Source organism: Rhodanobacter sp. C05 (assembly GCF_002001165.1).
Taxonomy (GTDB): Bacteria; Pseudomonadota; Gammaproteobacteria; order Xanthomonadales; family Rhodanobacteraceae; genus Rhodanobacter.
Window position 1 is genome coordinate 159,992 of record NZ_MUNQ01000026.1, and the last position, 13,537, is coordinate 173,528.

Here is a 13,537-nt window from a genome sequence, read left to right on the forward strand (position 1 = left end):
GACAGTCGAGCGAACGTCCGCGGCGACGATTCAGCGGTTCGTCGCCTATCGCCATGCGCGTGCTTCAGCAAGTGCGATCTGCGCGGCCAGTTGCTGGCCCAGCGGCGACACCTGAGCTGCCCTGATGCTGCCAAACACATACAGTCCAGCGAGCTGGTGCAGATGGAAGCGCAGCAGTTGTGCAGCAGCCGGTCGGCCCGAGGGCACCCAGCGAGGTGGCGCAGCGATCGGTTCGGCACCCGCCAGCAATGCATCCCAGGCAAGGTAATCCGTATCCGGCAGCAGGTGCAGTCGGGCGTCGAGGCGACCGTCACTGTCCACGCACTCGATCCATTCGCGAGGTCCATCGGCCGTGATCGTGCTGGCAGACACCCACCAGTGACTCTGCAGCAGCGCGGCCCATTGCCTCGATTCAACCAGCAGACCACGCGGCAACTCCGGCGCTGCCCGATTGCCGGACTGCATCGGCGCATACAGGACGCTGCCCAGAAGCGGCAGATTCCTTGCCAGCCATGCCGGCGCCGGCCGCAGCCAATGCCTGCTGACCGTCGCAGCGCTGGCGCACGAACTGAGCTCGTGCAAGCGATGGGCTAATGGACTGAACATCGGAACCTCCGACAGGTGCAGCCCAGCTGGCGCCCTTACGGACTGCACTGGCGACAGGCTTGGTGAAACACGGCACCTTACGGCGGCCATGTCATGAGACCGACGACAACCGCTTACTTGGTAAGGATCAGCTTGTCGTTGCGGGTCAGCCGCAAGTGGTATTCACTTCCCCGATGCTGGATCACCAGTTCGCGCGCACCAGCCAGCAGCGACATGCTGGAAACCTGGCGTGTCGCCGTGGCCGCGGTTGACATGGATGCAGGCCGGTGTGGTGCGACCGGCGGCTGTGTCAGGGATAGAACAGGCGTCGACATGGCGGATTCCACAGGAAGTCAGTGACATTCAAATAATAATGATTCTCATTTAGATGTCAATCGGTCCTGCACCGCCAAGCACGCGCCAATCCGCTCAACCCGCGCCAACTGCCTGCAGAATGCGCCTTGCGATACCCGCGTCCAGCCGCGGCAACAACTCAAGCGCATCGAGATTGTGTTCCAGCTGTTCGCGCCGACTGGCACCCAACATCACCGTGGAAACATGCTCGTTGAGCAGACACCAGGCGATTGCCAGCTGCGCCAGGCTGACGCCGAGCTCATCGGCAATCGGCTGCAACGCGCGCACCTTGTCGATGCGTTCGTTGCCGTGGCCAAGCACGCTCTCGCGCAGCCACTCATAACCCGGCTGGGTCAGCCGCGAATCGACCGGCACGCCGTCGTTGTACTTGCCACTCAGCAAACCGGACGCCAACGGCGACCAGATCGTGGTACCCATGCCATAGGCGGCATACAGCGGTGCGTACTCGACTTCCACCCGCTCGCGATGCAGCAGGTTGTACTGCGGCTGTTCCATTACCGGCGCATACAGATGATTTTCCTGCGCGATCCGATGTGCCTCGTGGATCGCCTCGGCCGGCCACTCGCTGGTGCCCCAATACAACACCTTGCCCTGGCGGATCAGCGTATCCATCGCCGCCACGGTTTCCTCGATCGGCGTATCCGGATCGGGCCGATGGCAGAAATACAGATCCAGATAGTCGACGCGCAGGCGCTGCAGTGCCTGCGTGCAGGCCTCCATCACATGCTTGCGCGACAGCCCCCGCTGGGTCGGCAGCGGCTTGTCGTAGGCGCCGAAGAACACCTTGCTGGAGACGCAGTAACTGTCGCGCGGGAAACGCAGATCGGCCAGCACGTCGCCCATCACCTGCTCGGCCACGCCGCTGTTGTAGGTCTCGGCATTGTCGAAAAAATTCACCCCACGATCGTGTGCCAAGGCGAGCAAGTCACGTGCTTGGGTCCGGCCCACCTGCTTGCCAAAAGTGACCCAGGCGCCGAACGAGAGCGCGGAAAGTTGCAGGCCGGTGCGGCCAAGGCGGCGGTAAAGCATGGGGATGCTCCGATGACGAAGAAGGCCGTCAGCATGCCCACAGTCGTGTGGCCGCGTCCAATCCATGCGTTGAAACCACCTGTCGTCACCGGCGCATAGGCGTACTCTTGGCCTTTCCCTCGAGCCGGAGTCCGCCGTCATGTCGTCGATCACAGGCTGGGCTGCTACCGCCGCCGGTCAACCCCTCGAGCTGACCACGTTCGACGTGGATGCGCTGGGTGCCGAGGAAGTCGAGGTGACCGTCGACTATTGCGGCATCTGTCATTCCGACCTGTCGATGATCGGCAACGAATGGGGCTCGTCGTGCTACCCGTTCATTCCCGGTCACGAGGTGGTCGGCCGGGTGAGCGCACTGGGCGCACAAGCCAAGGGACTGGCACTCGGTCAGCGCGTCGGCATCGGCTGGACGGCAGAAAGTTGCATGCACTGCCGCCAGTGCCTGTCCGGCGACCAGAACCTGTGCGCGTCGTCGGTCGCGACGATCGGTGGTCACCATGGCGGTTTCGCCGATAAGGTACGTGCGCACTGGGCGTGGGCCGTACCGCTGCCCGAAGGCATCGACCTCGCCAGCGCGGGCCCGCTGCTGTGCGGCGGCATCACCGTGCTGAAACCGTTCCTCGCCTATGACATCAAACCCACCGCACGGGTAGGCGTGGTCGGCATCGGCGGCCTCGGCCACATGGCGGTGAAGTTCGCTGCCGGCTGGGGCTGCGAAGTCACCGCGTTCACCTCCACCGCAGCCAAGGCCGACGAGGCGCGCGGCTTTGGCGCGCATCACGTCGTCGCCAGTCGCGACGCCGCGGCGATCAAGGCGATCGCCGGCTCGCTCGACCTGCTGCTGGTGACCGTCAACGTGCCGATGGATTGGAGCGCCTTGCTCAACACCCTCGCTCCCAAAGGCCGCATGCATGTGGTCGGCGCCGTGTTGGAGCCGATTCCCGTACCGGCGTTTTCCCTGATCGGTCGCCAGCGAGAAGTCTCCGGCTCGCCCACCGGTTCACCGGTCGACATCGCCCGCATGCTGGATTTCGCCGCGCGCCACGACATCCGCCCGCAGGTGGAGATGTTCCCGATGACCAAGGTCAACGAGGCACTGGCCCATCTGGAAGCGGGCAAGGCGCGTTACCGGATCGTGCTGGAAGCCTGATGCGCTGCCGCCAGGGATGGCCTGAATGACTCGTCATCCCAGCTTCCGCTGGGATGACGAACAAAGACCTATCAGAGCATCCCCTAATCGTGCCGCTGCATTCGCAGCACATCCCATTGCCGCACTTGAAAGCTTTACGCTGATTTAAATCGACCACAATTACTCAGTCTTGAAATCGGTCACCGTGAAAGTGATGTCGGCCGTAGAGTTTTCGCGGCGAAGCAGGATGGCGAATCCATACTTGTCGAGATAGCCCCTGCGCTCTTTACTTATCACGATGCCATTCTGATTACTGACTTGACAATCAAGATCACGCGCCGTGCCCATTATTTTGGGATTTATTTCGGATGCCTCAAAACTGCGACCGAATACACAGTTCGTCTCATTGTGAAGTAAATTCGTGGTTTGCCCCACGTAACCGGTGTCATATGAAAGATGCAATTCGTGACCCGTCGCAGGGGTGTCGAAATGTGAAATCGTCCGAGACTCGACGATCCGGTTTGCATTCACCGCACTCAAACTTAGACTCTGCGCTCGTACGCTATAAATGTTCCTATAAATCAGACCTAACACCACCATGGTCTGTATGCCATTGCTGGAGATCGTAGATACTCCCCGCACAAGGCCGTTGCCCTCATTCTGGTAGACATCATGGCTCGTATAATGAGAGACACCCGTGCCTCCATTCTGCGTGCTATTGGTAGCCAAATCCACTATCAAGCGGTGAAAGCCGACCGACTGGCCATCGGAATTGACGATGGTCTTTTGAACCTGATCCGGTAGCGTTGCAGGCGTGAATTCGCGACTCGAATAGCCGTCGAGATCCTGCATGATCGTCTTGACGGGAACCAAACTCTGATTAACAGGCCTCACTGCGTTCTGCACGCATCCACTGAGCAGGCTGGCTGCTGCCGCGACAAATGCACAACCCGCGACCTTTCCGATATGCATCATGGTTCCCCTGTGAACTCGATGAAGAGTGGAATGAAACAACTTTGCTGCACACGACCATTCGATAAATCGAAAATCTCTGCCAAGCCTTCCAACGATCGCCGCCGCCAGAAAATTGTTGCGCAAGTTACTGCGACTGCGAGCCTGGATAAACCGGCCGAGTCGGATTATACGGAAACCGCAATCAGTTCGATGCACTCACCTCAACACTGCCAATTTCGAGAATGGACAGACAGCGCTCTATACCAGTGCATGCAACAGCCACCCAAGCAAGATCGCAGCCATGATTCCTGCGACCACGTCGTCGACCATCACGCCCATGCCGCCCTTGAGATGCCGGTCCAGCCAGCGGATCGGCCACGGTTTCCACACATCGAACAGACGGAACAACGCGAAGCCTGCCAGCAGCATCCACCACGCGAATCCGCTGGCCGGCAGCAGTGCGGGCAGCAAGAGCGGAATCAATGCGATCCACTGGCCGATGAATTCGTCCCACACCAGGCTGCGATGATCATCGACGCCGAGTGCACGGCCGGCCACGTTGCAGGCCCACACACCGATGACAAAACCGATCAGCAGCACGACCAGATAGATCGGCAGGGGCAGCTCGCGCAGCAGCAGCCACAACAATGCTGCCGCCAGTGAACCGAACGTACCCTGCGCGACCGGCGTCAATCCCGAACCGAAACCGCAGGCCAGCCAGCCGGCCGGCGTCGACAGCAAGGCACGGCGTTGTTCAACGCTGAGGAGCTTCTTGGCACTCAAGCGAAATGCTCCCAGCCAGATCGATCCATGTTCAACCATTCATCGTCTGCGCCGCGCACACGCACACCGGTGTCTTCCACGATGCGGCCGATCCTTGTCACGCCACAGCCGAGCCGGGAAAGATCCGCCTGCACGTCGGCCAGCCGCTGCGCCGGTACCGTGAAGCACAATTCGTAATCATCGCCACCGCTGAGCGCGAAGTGCAGCGCCGCCGCGTCTTCGTGCAGGCCAAGCAATGCCGACGAACGCGGCAGCAGTGCCGCCTCGATTTCCGCACCGACACCACTGGCCGTGCAGATATGGCCGAGATCAGCGAGCAGGCCATCGGAAATGTCGGCGCAGGCACTCGCCTGCCCGCGCAATGCGGCACCGGCAGCCAGTCGTGGCACCGGACGGTTAAGCCGTTCGATCAGGAACTCGCGCAGATTGCTGCGCGGGTCGTCATCGCGCCAGGAATGCTGCAGGGCATGCAACCCGGCGGCGGCATCGCCCAATGTGCCAGTGACCAGCACCGCATCGCCCACGCGCGCACCCGCACGCGTAAGCGCCTTGCCCGGCGGTACGAAGCCATGCACTGCCACGCTGATGCAGAGTGGTCCGCGCGTGGTGTCGCCACCAACCAAGGCGAGCCGGTGCGACTGAGCCAGTTGGGCGAAGCCTTCGGCAAAGTCTTCGACGAAGGCGGCATCGGCCGTCGGCAGCGTCAGCGCCAACAAGGCCCATGCCGGACTCGCGCCCATCGCGGCAAGATCGGACAGGTTCACCGCCAGCGCCTTCCAGCCGATATCGGCGGCAGACGTACCGCGCGGAAAATGGACGCCATCGACCAGGGTGTCGATCGCCACGGCCAGCTCCTGTCCAGCCGGCACTGCGAGCACGGCTGCGTCATCGCCGATACCCAGCCGCACGTCGTCGCGTGGCTGCACCGTGTGGCGACGGATCAGTTCAATCAGATCGAATTCCATCAACGGATCGCCCGATGAAGATGCTGACTAGCGTGTAAAAACGAGGGTGGGACTGTCGTGATAGACCGTCTGCTGCCACAGCCGGAACCCGGCTTTCTCGGCCACCCGGATCGAAGGCAGGTTCTCGGGCGAGATGATGCATACGACGCGAAGTTCAGGGCGATACGCCTGGCTCCAGGCCGCGATCGCCGCCACCGCCTCGCTCGCATAGCCATTGCCATGCACCTGCGGCGCCAGCACCCAGCCGAATTCCAGCATGCCCTGCAGCGACGGCTGCATGTCGCGCCGAAAATCAGCAAAGCCGATATCGCCGATGTAACGGCCGCTGTGCTTTTCCTCGACTGCCCAGTAGCCGTAACCGAGCAGGCTCCACAACCCGACGTACTGCAGCAGGCGTTTCCACACTTCCTCGGCCGTGAACGGGCGGCCGCCGATATAGCGAACCACCTCGGGATCGGACCAGATCGCCATGCAGGTGGCGTAGTCATTTGCCCGATGGGCGCGCAGCCGCAGCCGCTCGGTCTCGATCACCGGCACCAGTTCGACCGACGATGCTCCTGCCGCGACCGCAGTCATCAGCCCCGCTTCTCGACGGTACGCAACTCGGCGGCCAGCTTGTCCAGCACGCCGTTGACGTAGGTGTGGCCATGGTCGGCGCCGAAACGCTTGGTCACCTCGATCGCCTCGTTGATCACCACCCGATACGGTACGTCCGGGCGAAACTTCAGTTCATACGTAGCCAGGCGCAGAGCGGCGCGTTCGATCGGATCGATCTGTGCCACCTCACGGTCGATATGCGGGCGCAGGCATGCGTCGAGTGCATCGACGTTGTGTTCCACGCCGTGCAGCAGATCCTCGAAGTATTCGAGGTCGGCCACTTCCATGTCCTGCTCGTGACGGAACTGATCGATCACCGCATTCATGTGGCTGCCGCTCAGCTGCCACGCGTACAACGCCTGCAACGCGCGGCGACGAGCGCGTGAGCGCGCGGCCAAATCGATGCCTTCCGGACGCTGGTTCATCACAGCTTCCCGTACAGGTTGACCATTTCCAGCGCGGCAATCGCCGCGTCCGCACCCTTGTTGCCGCCCTTGGTGCCCGAGCGCTCTATCGCCTGCTCGATACTGTCGGTGGTCAGCACGCCGAATGCCACCGGCACGCCGGAGCTGTACGCGGCCTGGGCCAGGCCCTTGGCGCACTCGCCAGCGACATAGTCGAAATGCGGGGTGGAGCCGCGAATCACCGCACCAAGCCCGATCACCGCAGCGTACTTGCCGGAGTTTGCCAGCTTGTGCGCGGCCAGTGCGATCTCCCATGCGCCGGGCACGCGGATCAGATCGATCGCGTCATCCTTCACCCCATGACGCACCAGGGCGTCGCGGGCGCCAGCCACCAGCGGCTCGACGACGAAGCCGTTGAAACGTCCGGCGACGATGGCAAAACGGCCTTTCGGCGTGGCGAAATCGCCTTCGATGATCTTCATTGCATTTCCTCGGTGGACGCTCGGCCCATGCTGACCGGTCATTTTACGGGTTTGCCCGCACTCCTGCTCGTTGCAGGCCATTGCTCCCTCCCCTGCGACCGAAGGGAGTCCCTCTTCGGGACTTGCAGGGGATGGCTGGGGCGGGGTCGCTCTTTAGTCAGGTCAAGATCAAAAGCTTTACCCCCTCCCAACCTCCCCCTGCTCGCAGGGGGAGGAGCAAGACAGATGCGGATAACCGGAGAAATCCAGCCGTGCGTGGCCGCCGGATACGCGCAAACGAGCCGGCACACCGAACGGCAAGGTGAACTTGTCCGGCTCATGGCCGAACGGCAGGTTGGCGATCACAGGTACACGGGTCAGCCGGCCGATCTGGGCAAACCCGGCGCTGAGGTCGTAACCGTTGTCGTAGGTACTGGGCCGGCACGCGCTGAAGTCGCCAAGCAGCAGAGCGCGCTGCCGATCCAGCACGCCGGACAGGTGCAGCTGGTACAGCAGCCGCTCGATCCGGTATGGCGGTTCACCGACATCCTCGACGAACAGGATGCCACCATCGATCCCGCGACCATTGATGCCGGGAAAATACGGAGTACCGAGCAGGCTGCACAGCATCGCGAGATTGCCGCCCCACAGTGGCCCTTCGACATCCAGCTCGGTCTCGCCACTGGCGTTCCAGCCCGCCGTGGCCTGCGGCGCGGTGACCGTCTGCCAGAAGTGCTGCCAGGTGAAATCGCTGAAAGCTGCGGCGCCGAAGTCCGGTCCCAGCATCGGGCCGCCAAACGTGATCAGTCCACTCCTCGCGTGCAGCGCCATCTGTAGCGCGGTGAAATCGCTGTGGCCAACCAGCACGGTGTTCGTGCCGCTGAGACGCTCGCGCAACGCGGCGTAATCGATGTATTCCAGCAATCGCGTGGCGCCGTAACCACCACGTATCGACAACGCGATATCCGGCAGCTTCTCGCAGGTCGCCAGTGCATTGAGATCGGCGACACGCTGTGCGTCATCGCCGGCATAGCGCAGCTCGGTGCGTTCGAGCACATCGAGTCCACTTACTTCACAACCCGCAGCCTGCAGCCGTTCGACGCCGCGCACCATCGCGGCGCGGTCGTGCGGATAACCGGAAGGAGCGATCAGGCGAATGGCGATATCGGACATGGGCGTCGTCAATGATGGGAAAGCGTGAGCATGGATGGCCGTAGTGGCTTGGTCGTGGCAAGACCATGTTCGACACAAGGCTACACGTACTCCACCACTTCCAGATCGAATCCGGCCAAGCCCACCAGCTTGCGCGGTGTACCCAGCACACGCAGCTTGTGCACGCCCAGATCCGCCAGTATCTGCGCGCCGAGACCGAGCTGGCGCCATTCCTGTTGCTGTGCCTCTTCCGGCGCCTGCGTGCTGGGCTGGCGATTCAACCGGGCCAGCAAGGCTTCCGACGTATCCTCGCCGGACAGCACCAGCAGCACACCACGATCCTCGTCGGCGATCCGACGCAGCGCTGAGGTCACGGTGAGGCCGAGGTCGTCGCGCTTGAGGTGCAGCACGTCGGACAACGTGTTGCGCACATGCACGCGCGACAGCACCGGCGCGCCATCACTCACCTTGCCGCGCACCAGCGCGTAATGCAGCCCATGGCGGATCGCATCGCGATAGGCGATCAGGTGGAATGGGCCAAACTCGGTTTCCACCTGTTCCTCGTGGACGCGCTGCACAGTCTTCTCGGTTTCCAGCCGGTAACGGATCAGGTCGGCGATCGAGCCGATCTTCAGGCCATGTTTCGCCGCAAAGATTTCCAGCTCGGGGCGGCGTGCCATCGAGCCGTCTTCGTGCAGCACCTCGATCAGCACCGCTGCCGGCTCCAGTCCGGCCAGCGCGGCCAGATCGCAACCGGCTTCGGTGTGCCCGGCACGGGTCAGCACACCACCGGGCTGCGCGGTCAACGGGAAGATGTGACCCGGCTGAGACAGATCCTGTGGCTTCGCGTCGACCTTCACCGCCACCTGGATCGTGCGTGCGCGGTCGTGCGCCGAGATGCCGGTGGTAACACCCTCGGCCGCCTCGATCGAGACGGTGAAATTGGTGTGGTAGGCCGAGGTGTTGTCGCTGACCATCGGGCGCAGGCCGAGCTGGCGCGTGCGCTGCTCGGTCAGCGTGAGGCAGACCAGGCCACGCGCCTCGCGCACCATGAAGTTGATGTCTTCCGGTCGTACCATCTGTGCGGCCATGATCAGATCGCCCTCGTTCTCGCGATCCTCGTCGTCGAGGATCACCACCATGCGGCCGGCGCGGATGTCTTCGAGGATTTCGGGAATGGTGTTGAATGGCATGTCCGTGATTCCGGCAGAAGGATGGTTTTCCCGGTCGTCATTCCCGCGAAAGCGGGAATCCATTTTCGCTTTGCATATAGCCGGAAGCGAAAGTCAAAGTGGATTCCCGCTTTCGCGGGAATGACGGCGCAGGGTGCGGGTGGGAGGTTGAATGTTCAGATCAGGCGAAGCCGTGCTGCTTGAGGAACGCCTCGTCCAGCCGCGGCGTCTCGCCGCTGGACAACAGCCGTTCGATATAACGTGCCACCACGTCCACTTCGATATTCACCGCATCGCCGACGCGACGTACATGGAACGCAGTGCGCTCGACCGTATGCGGAATCAGGTTGACGCCGAAGCGATGACCGGCGACCTCGTTGACGGTAAGGCTGGTGCCGTCGATGCAGACCGAGCCCTTGGCGGCGATGTAGCGCGAGATCGCAGCGGGCACTTCGAATGTCCAACGCTGTGAGCGACCGTCCGGCGTGATCGACACCACCTTGCCGAGACCATCGACATGTCCGGAAACCAGATGGCCACCCAACCGGTCGGCCAGCCGCAGTGCCTTCTCCAGATTCACTGGATCGCCAGCCTTGAGCTTGCCCAGCGAGGTCAGCGACAGCGTCTCGTTGGAAACGTCCGCACTGAAGCCGCGCGACTCCAGCGTGACCGCCGTGAGGCATACGCCGGACACGGCGATCGAATCGCCCAGCTGCACATCGGTGAGATCAAGGTCGGCCGTATCGACGGCCAGGCGCACGTCGCCGCCGCGCGGCTCAATGCGTGCAATTCGACCGATGGACTGGATGATGCCGGTAAACATCAGCAAACCTCCGGCAGGAGGGTGATGTTCCGCATGAACAGGATCGATTTCATGAAACGTTTCCCGCGTTGGACAACAAGCGAAAAACGCCCCAAGGCATGAGGTCGACGCGCAACCGCAAGGCCACGCATCCGACCGTCTTCTCTTTATCCGGACTATGAGGAAACTGTCGCCAGCTTCCAACCGTCGGCTCCGGCATCTGACCGGATCTGCTGACCCCTGACCTGCTCCATCATGGAGCGGACCAAGGCGCTCGCGGGCTCGTTGTCGGGGATGAACCCTTCAACCTACCGCCGGTGGGGAATTTCGCCCCGCCCTGAAGACGCTATGTGGTGTTTGCCGGCCAAGCCGGCTGGCGCAGTCTAGCACCGACGCGGAAGCCGACTGGCGACGCACATCGAAATGCAGCGTTCACCGCCGCGTACGGTCAGCGCTCAGAGCGGGCGCAAGCGCAATCGCCAGTCACGGCCGAGCTGGCGCTGCTCGACCGACTGCAGCTGCCAGCGGCTCGCCATGTCACTGAGAGTGGGCAGCTGCAGCAATGGTCGTGCGCTGTCGCCCAGCAGCAACGGGGCCACATACAACAGCAGCTCATCCGCCAGACCTGCGGCGAACAATGCACCGCAAAGCGTGGAGCCGGCTTCGACATGCACTTCGTTGCAGCCGCGTCCTGCCAGCAGCGCCAGTACGGCACGCAGATCGAGTACGTCGCCAGACATCGGTACCGCCATGCACTCGACACGCTCGAAGCGCCGGTCCGCACAGAATGCGGCTGCAGCATGCAGCACCAGCGTGGGTACCGAGCCATCGAGCACGTGGTGACCTGCCGGGGTGCGCAAGCCACGGTCCAGAATCACACGCAGTGGCGGCATGTACTCCTCATCATCGGACAGGCGCACGGTAAGTCGCGGGTCGTCGGCCAGCACCGTGCCGCTACCGCTGAGAATCGCCGAGCTGCGTGCACGCCAGCGCTGCACATCCGTGCGCGCAGCTTCGCCGGTGATCCACTTCGATTCACCGTTGGCCAGCGCCGTGCGGCCGTCCAGGCTCATCGCCAGTTTCAGCCGTACCCACGGCCGTGCACGCTCGATCCGGCTGAAGAAACCGATATTCAGCTGACGCGCCGCTTCGCGCATCAGGCCAATGTCGACCATGATGCCGGCCGCACGCAGTTTGCCGATGCCACGCCCTGCCACCTGGGGAAACGGATCTTCGACGGCAACCACCACCCGTCTCACCCCGGCAGCGATCAGGGCATCGGCGCACGGTGGTGTGCGCCCCTGATGCGCGCACGGCTCCAGCGTCACGTAGGCGGTCGCACCGCCCGCTCGATCACCCGCCGTACGCAGCGCGAATACTTCCGCATGTGGCTCGCCCGCACGCTGGTGCCAGCCTTCGCCGACGATTTCCGCGCCATGTGCGATCACGCAGCCCACACGCGGATTGGGCTGCGTGGTGAACAGGCCGCGCTCGGCCAGCCGCAGCGCCTGCGCCATATGCGCGTGATCCAGCGCCGAAAAAGCAGCCACGTTCATGTGCTGGATTCCAGCTCAAGATGAAGTTTCTTCGGCGTGACACGCCGCCATGCATCCCGCAACAACTGATTCACCCACGCCTCTTCCATCCGGGCAATGCGCACATGCGTCCAACCATGCTTGCCCCAGCTTGGATCAGGCTCGAACAGATCACCGGCCGACATGCGCAACACGTCGAGTTCGTCGAGAGAAAACTTGAGAATGGCGCGATCATCGCGACGGGAAAACTGCGCGAAGATCTTGCCACGCACACGGAACGACGGTGTGCCGAAGTGATCGACCTCTTCCGCCTGCGGCAGCTGCATGGCAAGTTCGCGGAAGCGATCCAGCGTGACCATGCAAAGTCAGCCCGCGCTCACTTGTCGCGCCTGCCGCCACCCAGCAGCGGCAACTGCATCTCGTCCAGCCCCGGCAGGTCGCGCTCCAGCTTCTCGATCTCCTCGCGGAACGCGTGCACATCCTCGAACTTGCGGTAGACCGAGGCGAAGCGCACATAGGCGACCTGGTCGAGGTTCTTCAGTTCGCGCATCACCAGCTCGCCAAGCTGACGCGACGATATCTCGCGCTCGCCGCTGCGACGCAGGTCGTTGATGATGGTGCGCACCGCACTGTCCACATCATGGCTGGGCACCGGTCGCTTCTGCAGTGCGCGTTCGAAACTCACGCGCAGCTTGCGCTCGTCGAACGTCTCGCGTCGCTCGCCACTCTTGACGATCGTCGGCAGCTTCAGCTCGGCCGTCTCGAACGTGTTGAAGCGCTCGCTGCATTGCGGACATTCGCGCCGACGGCGCACGGTGCTGCCGTCCTCGGTCAGTCGCGAATCGATCACGCGGGTGTCTTCGTGCTGGCAGAAGGGGCAATGCATGCTCAGTAAGTGTCAATCATCGTCTGCACGAAAGCACGTACCAGCGGAGGCACTTGACCGTGCAACGCACCGCGCTCGTGCTGAAACAGGGTGGCGATGAAGAAGGGATGGCCATCGAGTTCGATGCCGCGTACGTCGCCGGCATCGTCCGCTGCGTTGATCTGCAGCGGGCCACTGGCCAGTGCCTGGCGGAAATCCGGACTCAGGCCGTAGTTGCAGTGATAACCCTCGACGATCGAGGTTGCCCCATATGCCTGCGCCAGCCGTGAACCTGCGACAAGCTGCACCGCATCGGTCACCTCGACCAGCGAGCACAACAGCGGCACGATCACCTGGCGCTGCGCCTGCGGTGCAGTTTCAGCATGCTCTGCGTCGGTCCAGTCCAGCACATTGCGCGCGTACTCGATCACCGCATGCTGGAAGCCACCGCAAGTACCCAGGAACGGAACGTGCCGTTCGCGTGCCACGCGGATCGCCGTGAGCGCACCCTCCATGCTGCGATAGGGGCTGGCCGGCACGCACCAGAGGCCATCGAATTCGGCCAGCGCGGCACCGTCACCGACCTGCTCGGTCGATACCCAGATCGGCTCGATCTCCACACCGCAGGCATCGGCCGCCATCCCCAAAGCCAGCGGAATGGCGCGATGGGCGACCACATCGTCATTGCGGTCGCCGATCAGTCCGATCTGCAAGGCATGCATGCCGATGGGC

Annotated in this window: 17 protein-coding genes and 1 riboswitch; of the genes, 1 reads left to right on the forward strand and 16 read right to left on the reverse strand. The window is 62.9% G+C overall.

Annotated elements, in window-relative coordinates; translation table 11 throughout:
* Positions 1-45 precede the first annotated feature (45 nt).
* The 3 genes from B0E51_RS18500 to B0E51_RS18510 form a co-directional block, all read right to left on the reverse strand.
* Positions 46-606 carry a hypothetical protein gene (locus tag B0E51_RS18500; protein WP_143526010.1) on the reverse strand — a complete coding sequence of 187 codons (561 nt, stop codon included), beginning with the start codon at positions 604-606 and terminating at the stop codon, positions 46-48.
* Between the two features lie 113 nt (positions 607-719).
* Positions 720-860 (reverse strand): hemin uptake protein HemP, encoded by a 141-nt coding sequence (locus B0E51_RS18505; RefSeq protein ID WP_254424575.1) that lies wholly within the window; start codon positions 858-860, stop codon positions 720-722.
* A gap of 154 nt (positions 861-1,014) precedes the next feature.
* On the reverse strand, positions 1,015-1,989 hold the full coding sequence (locus B0E51_RS18510) for an aldo/keto reductase (RefSeq protein ID WP_077446357.1): 975 nt from the start codon (positions 1,987-1,989) through the stop codon (positions 1,015-1,017).
* A gap of 139 nt (positions 1,990-2,128) precedes the next feature.
* Between B0E51_RS18510 and B0E51_RS18515 the strand changes: the two genes are divergently transcribed.
* A complete protein-coding gene (locus tag B0E51_RS18515) occupies positions 2,129-3,136 on the forward strand; it encodes an NAD(P)-dependent alcohol dehydrogenase (protein WP_077446358.1) in 1,008 nt (335 codons plus the stop codon).
* Positions 3,137-3,295: 159 nt separating this feature from the next.
* Here B0E51_RS18515 and B0E51_RS18520 read toward each other — a convergent pair whose 3' ends face one another.
* The 13 genes from B0E51_RS18520 to B0E51_RS18580 form a co-directional block, all read right to left on the reverse strand.
* Positions 3,296-4,213: a hypothetical protein gene (locus B0E51_RS18520; RefSeq protein WP_143526011.1), complete on the reverse strand. Its 918-nt coding sequence runs from the start codon at positions 4,211-4,213 to the stop codon at positions 3,296-3,298.
* A gap of 114 nt (positions 4,214-4,327) precedes the next feature.
* Positions 4,328-4,852: a phosphatidylglycerophosphatase A gene (locus tag B0E51_RS18525; RefSeq protein WP_077446360.1), complete on the reverse strand. Its 525-nt coding sequence runs from the start codon at positions 4,850-4,852 to the stop codon at positions 4,328-4,330.
* Complete coding sequence (thiL, locus tag B0E51_RS18530) at positions 4,849-5,817, reverse strand: thiamine-phosphate kinase (protein WP_077446361.1); 969 nt, start codon at positions 5,815-5,817, stop codon at positions 4,849-4,851. Before thiL ends, B0E51_RS18525 begins: the two co-directional genes overlap by 4 nt.
* 27 nt (positions 5,818-5,844) lie before the next feature.
* Complete coding sequence (locus B0E51_RS18535) at positions 5,845-6,393, reverse strand: GNAT family N-acetyltransferase (RefSeq protein WP_077446362.1); 549 nt, start codon at positions 6,391-6,393, stop codon at positions 5,845-5,847.
* The gene (gene nusB, locus B0E51_RS18540) at positions 6,393-6,839 is read right to left on the reverse strand and encodes a transcription antitermination factor NusB (protein ID WP_077446363.1); all 447 of its coding nucleotides are present in this window, start codon (positions 6,837-6,839) and stop codon (positions 6,393-6,395) included. Before nusB ends, B0E51_RS18535 begins: the two co-directional genes overlap by 1 nt.
* Complete coding sequence (gene ribE, locus B0E51_RS18545; protein WP_077446364.1) at positions 6,839-7,300, reverse strand: 6,7-dimethyl-8-ribityllumazine synthase; 462 nt, start codon at positions 7,298-7,300, stop codon at positions 6,839-6,841. Before ribE ends, nusB begins: the two co-directional genes overlap by 1 nt.
* Positions 7,301-7,477: 177 nt before the next feature.
* Entirely contained in the window at positions 7,478-8,452 is a 975-nt protein-coding gene (ldcA, locus tag B0E51_RS18550; RefSeq protein WP_077446365.1) for a muramoyltetrapeptide carboxypeptidase, read from the reverse strand.
* Between the two features lie 80 nt (positions 8,453-8,532).
* The gene (gene ribBA, locus B0E51_RS18555) at positions 8,533-9,624 is read right to left on the reverse strand and encodes a bifunctional 3,4-dihydroxy-2-butanone-4-phosphate synthase/GTP cyclohydrolase II (RefSeq protein ID WP_077446366.1); all 1,092 of its coding nucleotides are present in this window, start codon (positions 9,622-9,624) and stop codon (positions 8,533-8,535) included.
* Between the two features lie 160 nt (positions 9,625-9,784).
* Positions 9,785-10,426 carry a riboflavin synthase gene (locus B0E51_RS18560; RefSeq protein ID WP_077446439.1) on the reverse strand — a complete coding sequence of 214 codons (642 nt, stop codon included), beginning with the start codon at positions 10,424-10,426 and terminating at the stop codon, positions 9,785-9,787.
* Positions 10,427-10,559: 133 nt separating this feature from the next.
* Positions 10,560-10,754, reverse strand: a riboswitch (FMN riboswitch).
* Between the two features lie 106 nt (positions 10,755-10,860).
* Positions 10,861-11,922 carry a bifunctional diaminohydroxyphosphoribosylaminopyrimidine deaminase/5-amino-6-(5-phosphoribosylamino)uracil reductase RibD gene (gene ribD, locus B0E51_RS18565; protein ID WP_077446440.1) on the reverse strand — a complete coding sequence of 354 codons (1,062 nt, stop codon included), beginning with the start codon at positions 11,920-11,922 and terminating at the stop codon, positions 10,861-10,863.
* Positions 11,923-11,957: 35 nt separating this feature from the next.
* Positions 11,958-12,299 (reverse strand): MmcQ/YjbR family DNA-binding protein, encoded by a 342-nt coding sequence (locus B0E51_RS18570; RefSeq protein WP_077446367.1) that lies wholly within the window; start codon positions 12,297-12,299, stop codon positions 11,958-11,960.
* Between the two features lie 17 nt (positions 12,300-12,316).
* On the reverse strand, positions 12,317-12,826 hold the full coding sequence (nrdR, locus tag B0E51_RS18575; RefSeq protein WP_077446368.1) for a transcriptional regulator NrdR: 510 nt from the start codon (positions 12,824-12,826) through the stop codon (positions 12,317-12,319).
* A 2-nt stretch (positions 12,827-12,828) separates the two neighbouring features.
* The gene (locus tag B0E51_RS18580) at positions 12,829-13,527 is read right to left on the reverse strand and encodes a CTP synthase (RefSeq protein WP_077446369.1); all 699 of its coding nucleotides are present in this window, start codon (positions 13,525-13,527) and stop codon (positions 12,829-12,831) included.
* Between the last annotated feature and the right edge of the window lie 10 nt (positions 13,528-13,537).

What these genes read in the sequence shown, in the direction of transcription:
- B0E51_RS18500 (WP_143526010.1), bottom strand. Translation starts at nt 606, where the DNA reads ATGTTCAGTCCATTAGCCCATCGCTTGCACGAGCTCAGTTCGTGCGCC.
- B0E51_RS18505 (WP_254424575.1), bottom strand. Translation starts at nt 860, where the DNA reads ATGTCAACCGCGGCCACGGCGACACGCCAGGTTTCCAGCATGTCGCTG.
- B0E51_RS18510 (WP_077446357.1), bottom strand. Translation starts at nt 1,989, where the DNA reads ATGCTTTACCGCCGCCTTGGCCGCACCGGCCTGCAACTTTCCGCGCTC.
- B0E51_RS18515 (WP_077446358.1), top strand. Translation starts at nt 2,129, where the DNA reads ATGTCGTCGATCACAGGCTGGGCTGCTACCGCCGCCGGTCAACCCCTC.
- thiL (WP_077446361.1), bottom strand. Translation starts at nt 5,817, where the DNA reads ATGGAATTCGATCTGATTGAACTGATCCGTCGCCACACGGTGCAGCCA.
- B0E51_RS18535 (WP_077446362.1), bottom strand. Translation starts at nt 6,393, where the DNA reads ATGACTGCGGTCGCGGCAGGAGCATCGTCGGTCGAACTGGTGCCGGTG.
- nusB (WP_077446363.1), bottom strand. Translation starts at nt 6,839, where the DNA reads ATGAACCAGCGTCCGGAAGGCATCGATTTGGCCGCGCGCTCACGCGCT.
- ribE (WP_077446364.1), bottom strand. Translation starts at nt 7,300, where the DNA reads ATGAAGATCATCGAAGGCGATTTCGCCACGCCGAAAGGCCGTTTTGCC.
- ldcA (WP_077446365.1), bottom strand. Translation starts at nt 8,452, where the DNA reads ATGTCCGATATCGCCATTCGCCTGATCGCTCCTTCCGGTTATCCGCAC.
- ribBA (WP_077446366.1), bottom strand. Translation starts at nt 9,624, where the DNA reads ATGCCATTCAACACCATTCCCGAAATCCTCGAAGACATCCGCGCCGGC.
- B0E51_RS18560 (WP_077446439.1), bottom strand. Translation starts at nt 10,426, where the DNA reads ATGTTTACCGGCATCATCCAGTCCATCGGTCGAATTGCACGCATTGAG.
- ribD (WP_077446440.1), bottom strand. Translation starts at nt 11,922, where the DNA reads ATGGCGCAGGCGCTGCGGCTGGCCGAGCGCGGCCTGTTCACCACGCAG.
- B0E51_RS18570 (WP_077446367.1), bottom strand. Translation starts at nt 12,299, where the DNA reads ATGGTCACGCTGGATCGCTTCCGCGAACTTGCCATGCAGCTGCCGCAG.
- nrdR (WP_077446368.1), bottom strand. Translation starts at nt 12,826, where the DNA reads ATGCATTGCCCCTTCTGCCAGCACGAAGACACCCGCGTGATCGATTCG.
- B0E51_RS18580 (WP_077446369.1), bottom strand. Translation starts at nt 13,527, where the DNA reads ATGCATGCCTTGCAGATCGGACTGATCGGCGACCGCAATGACGATGTG.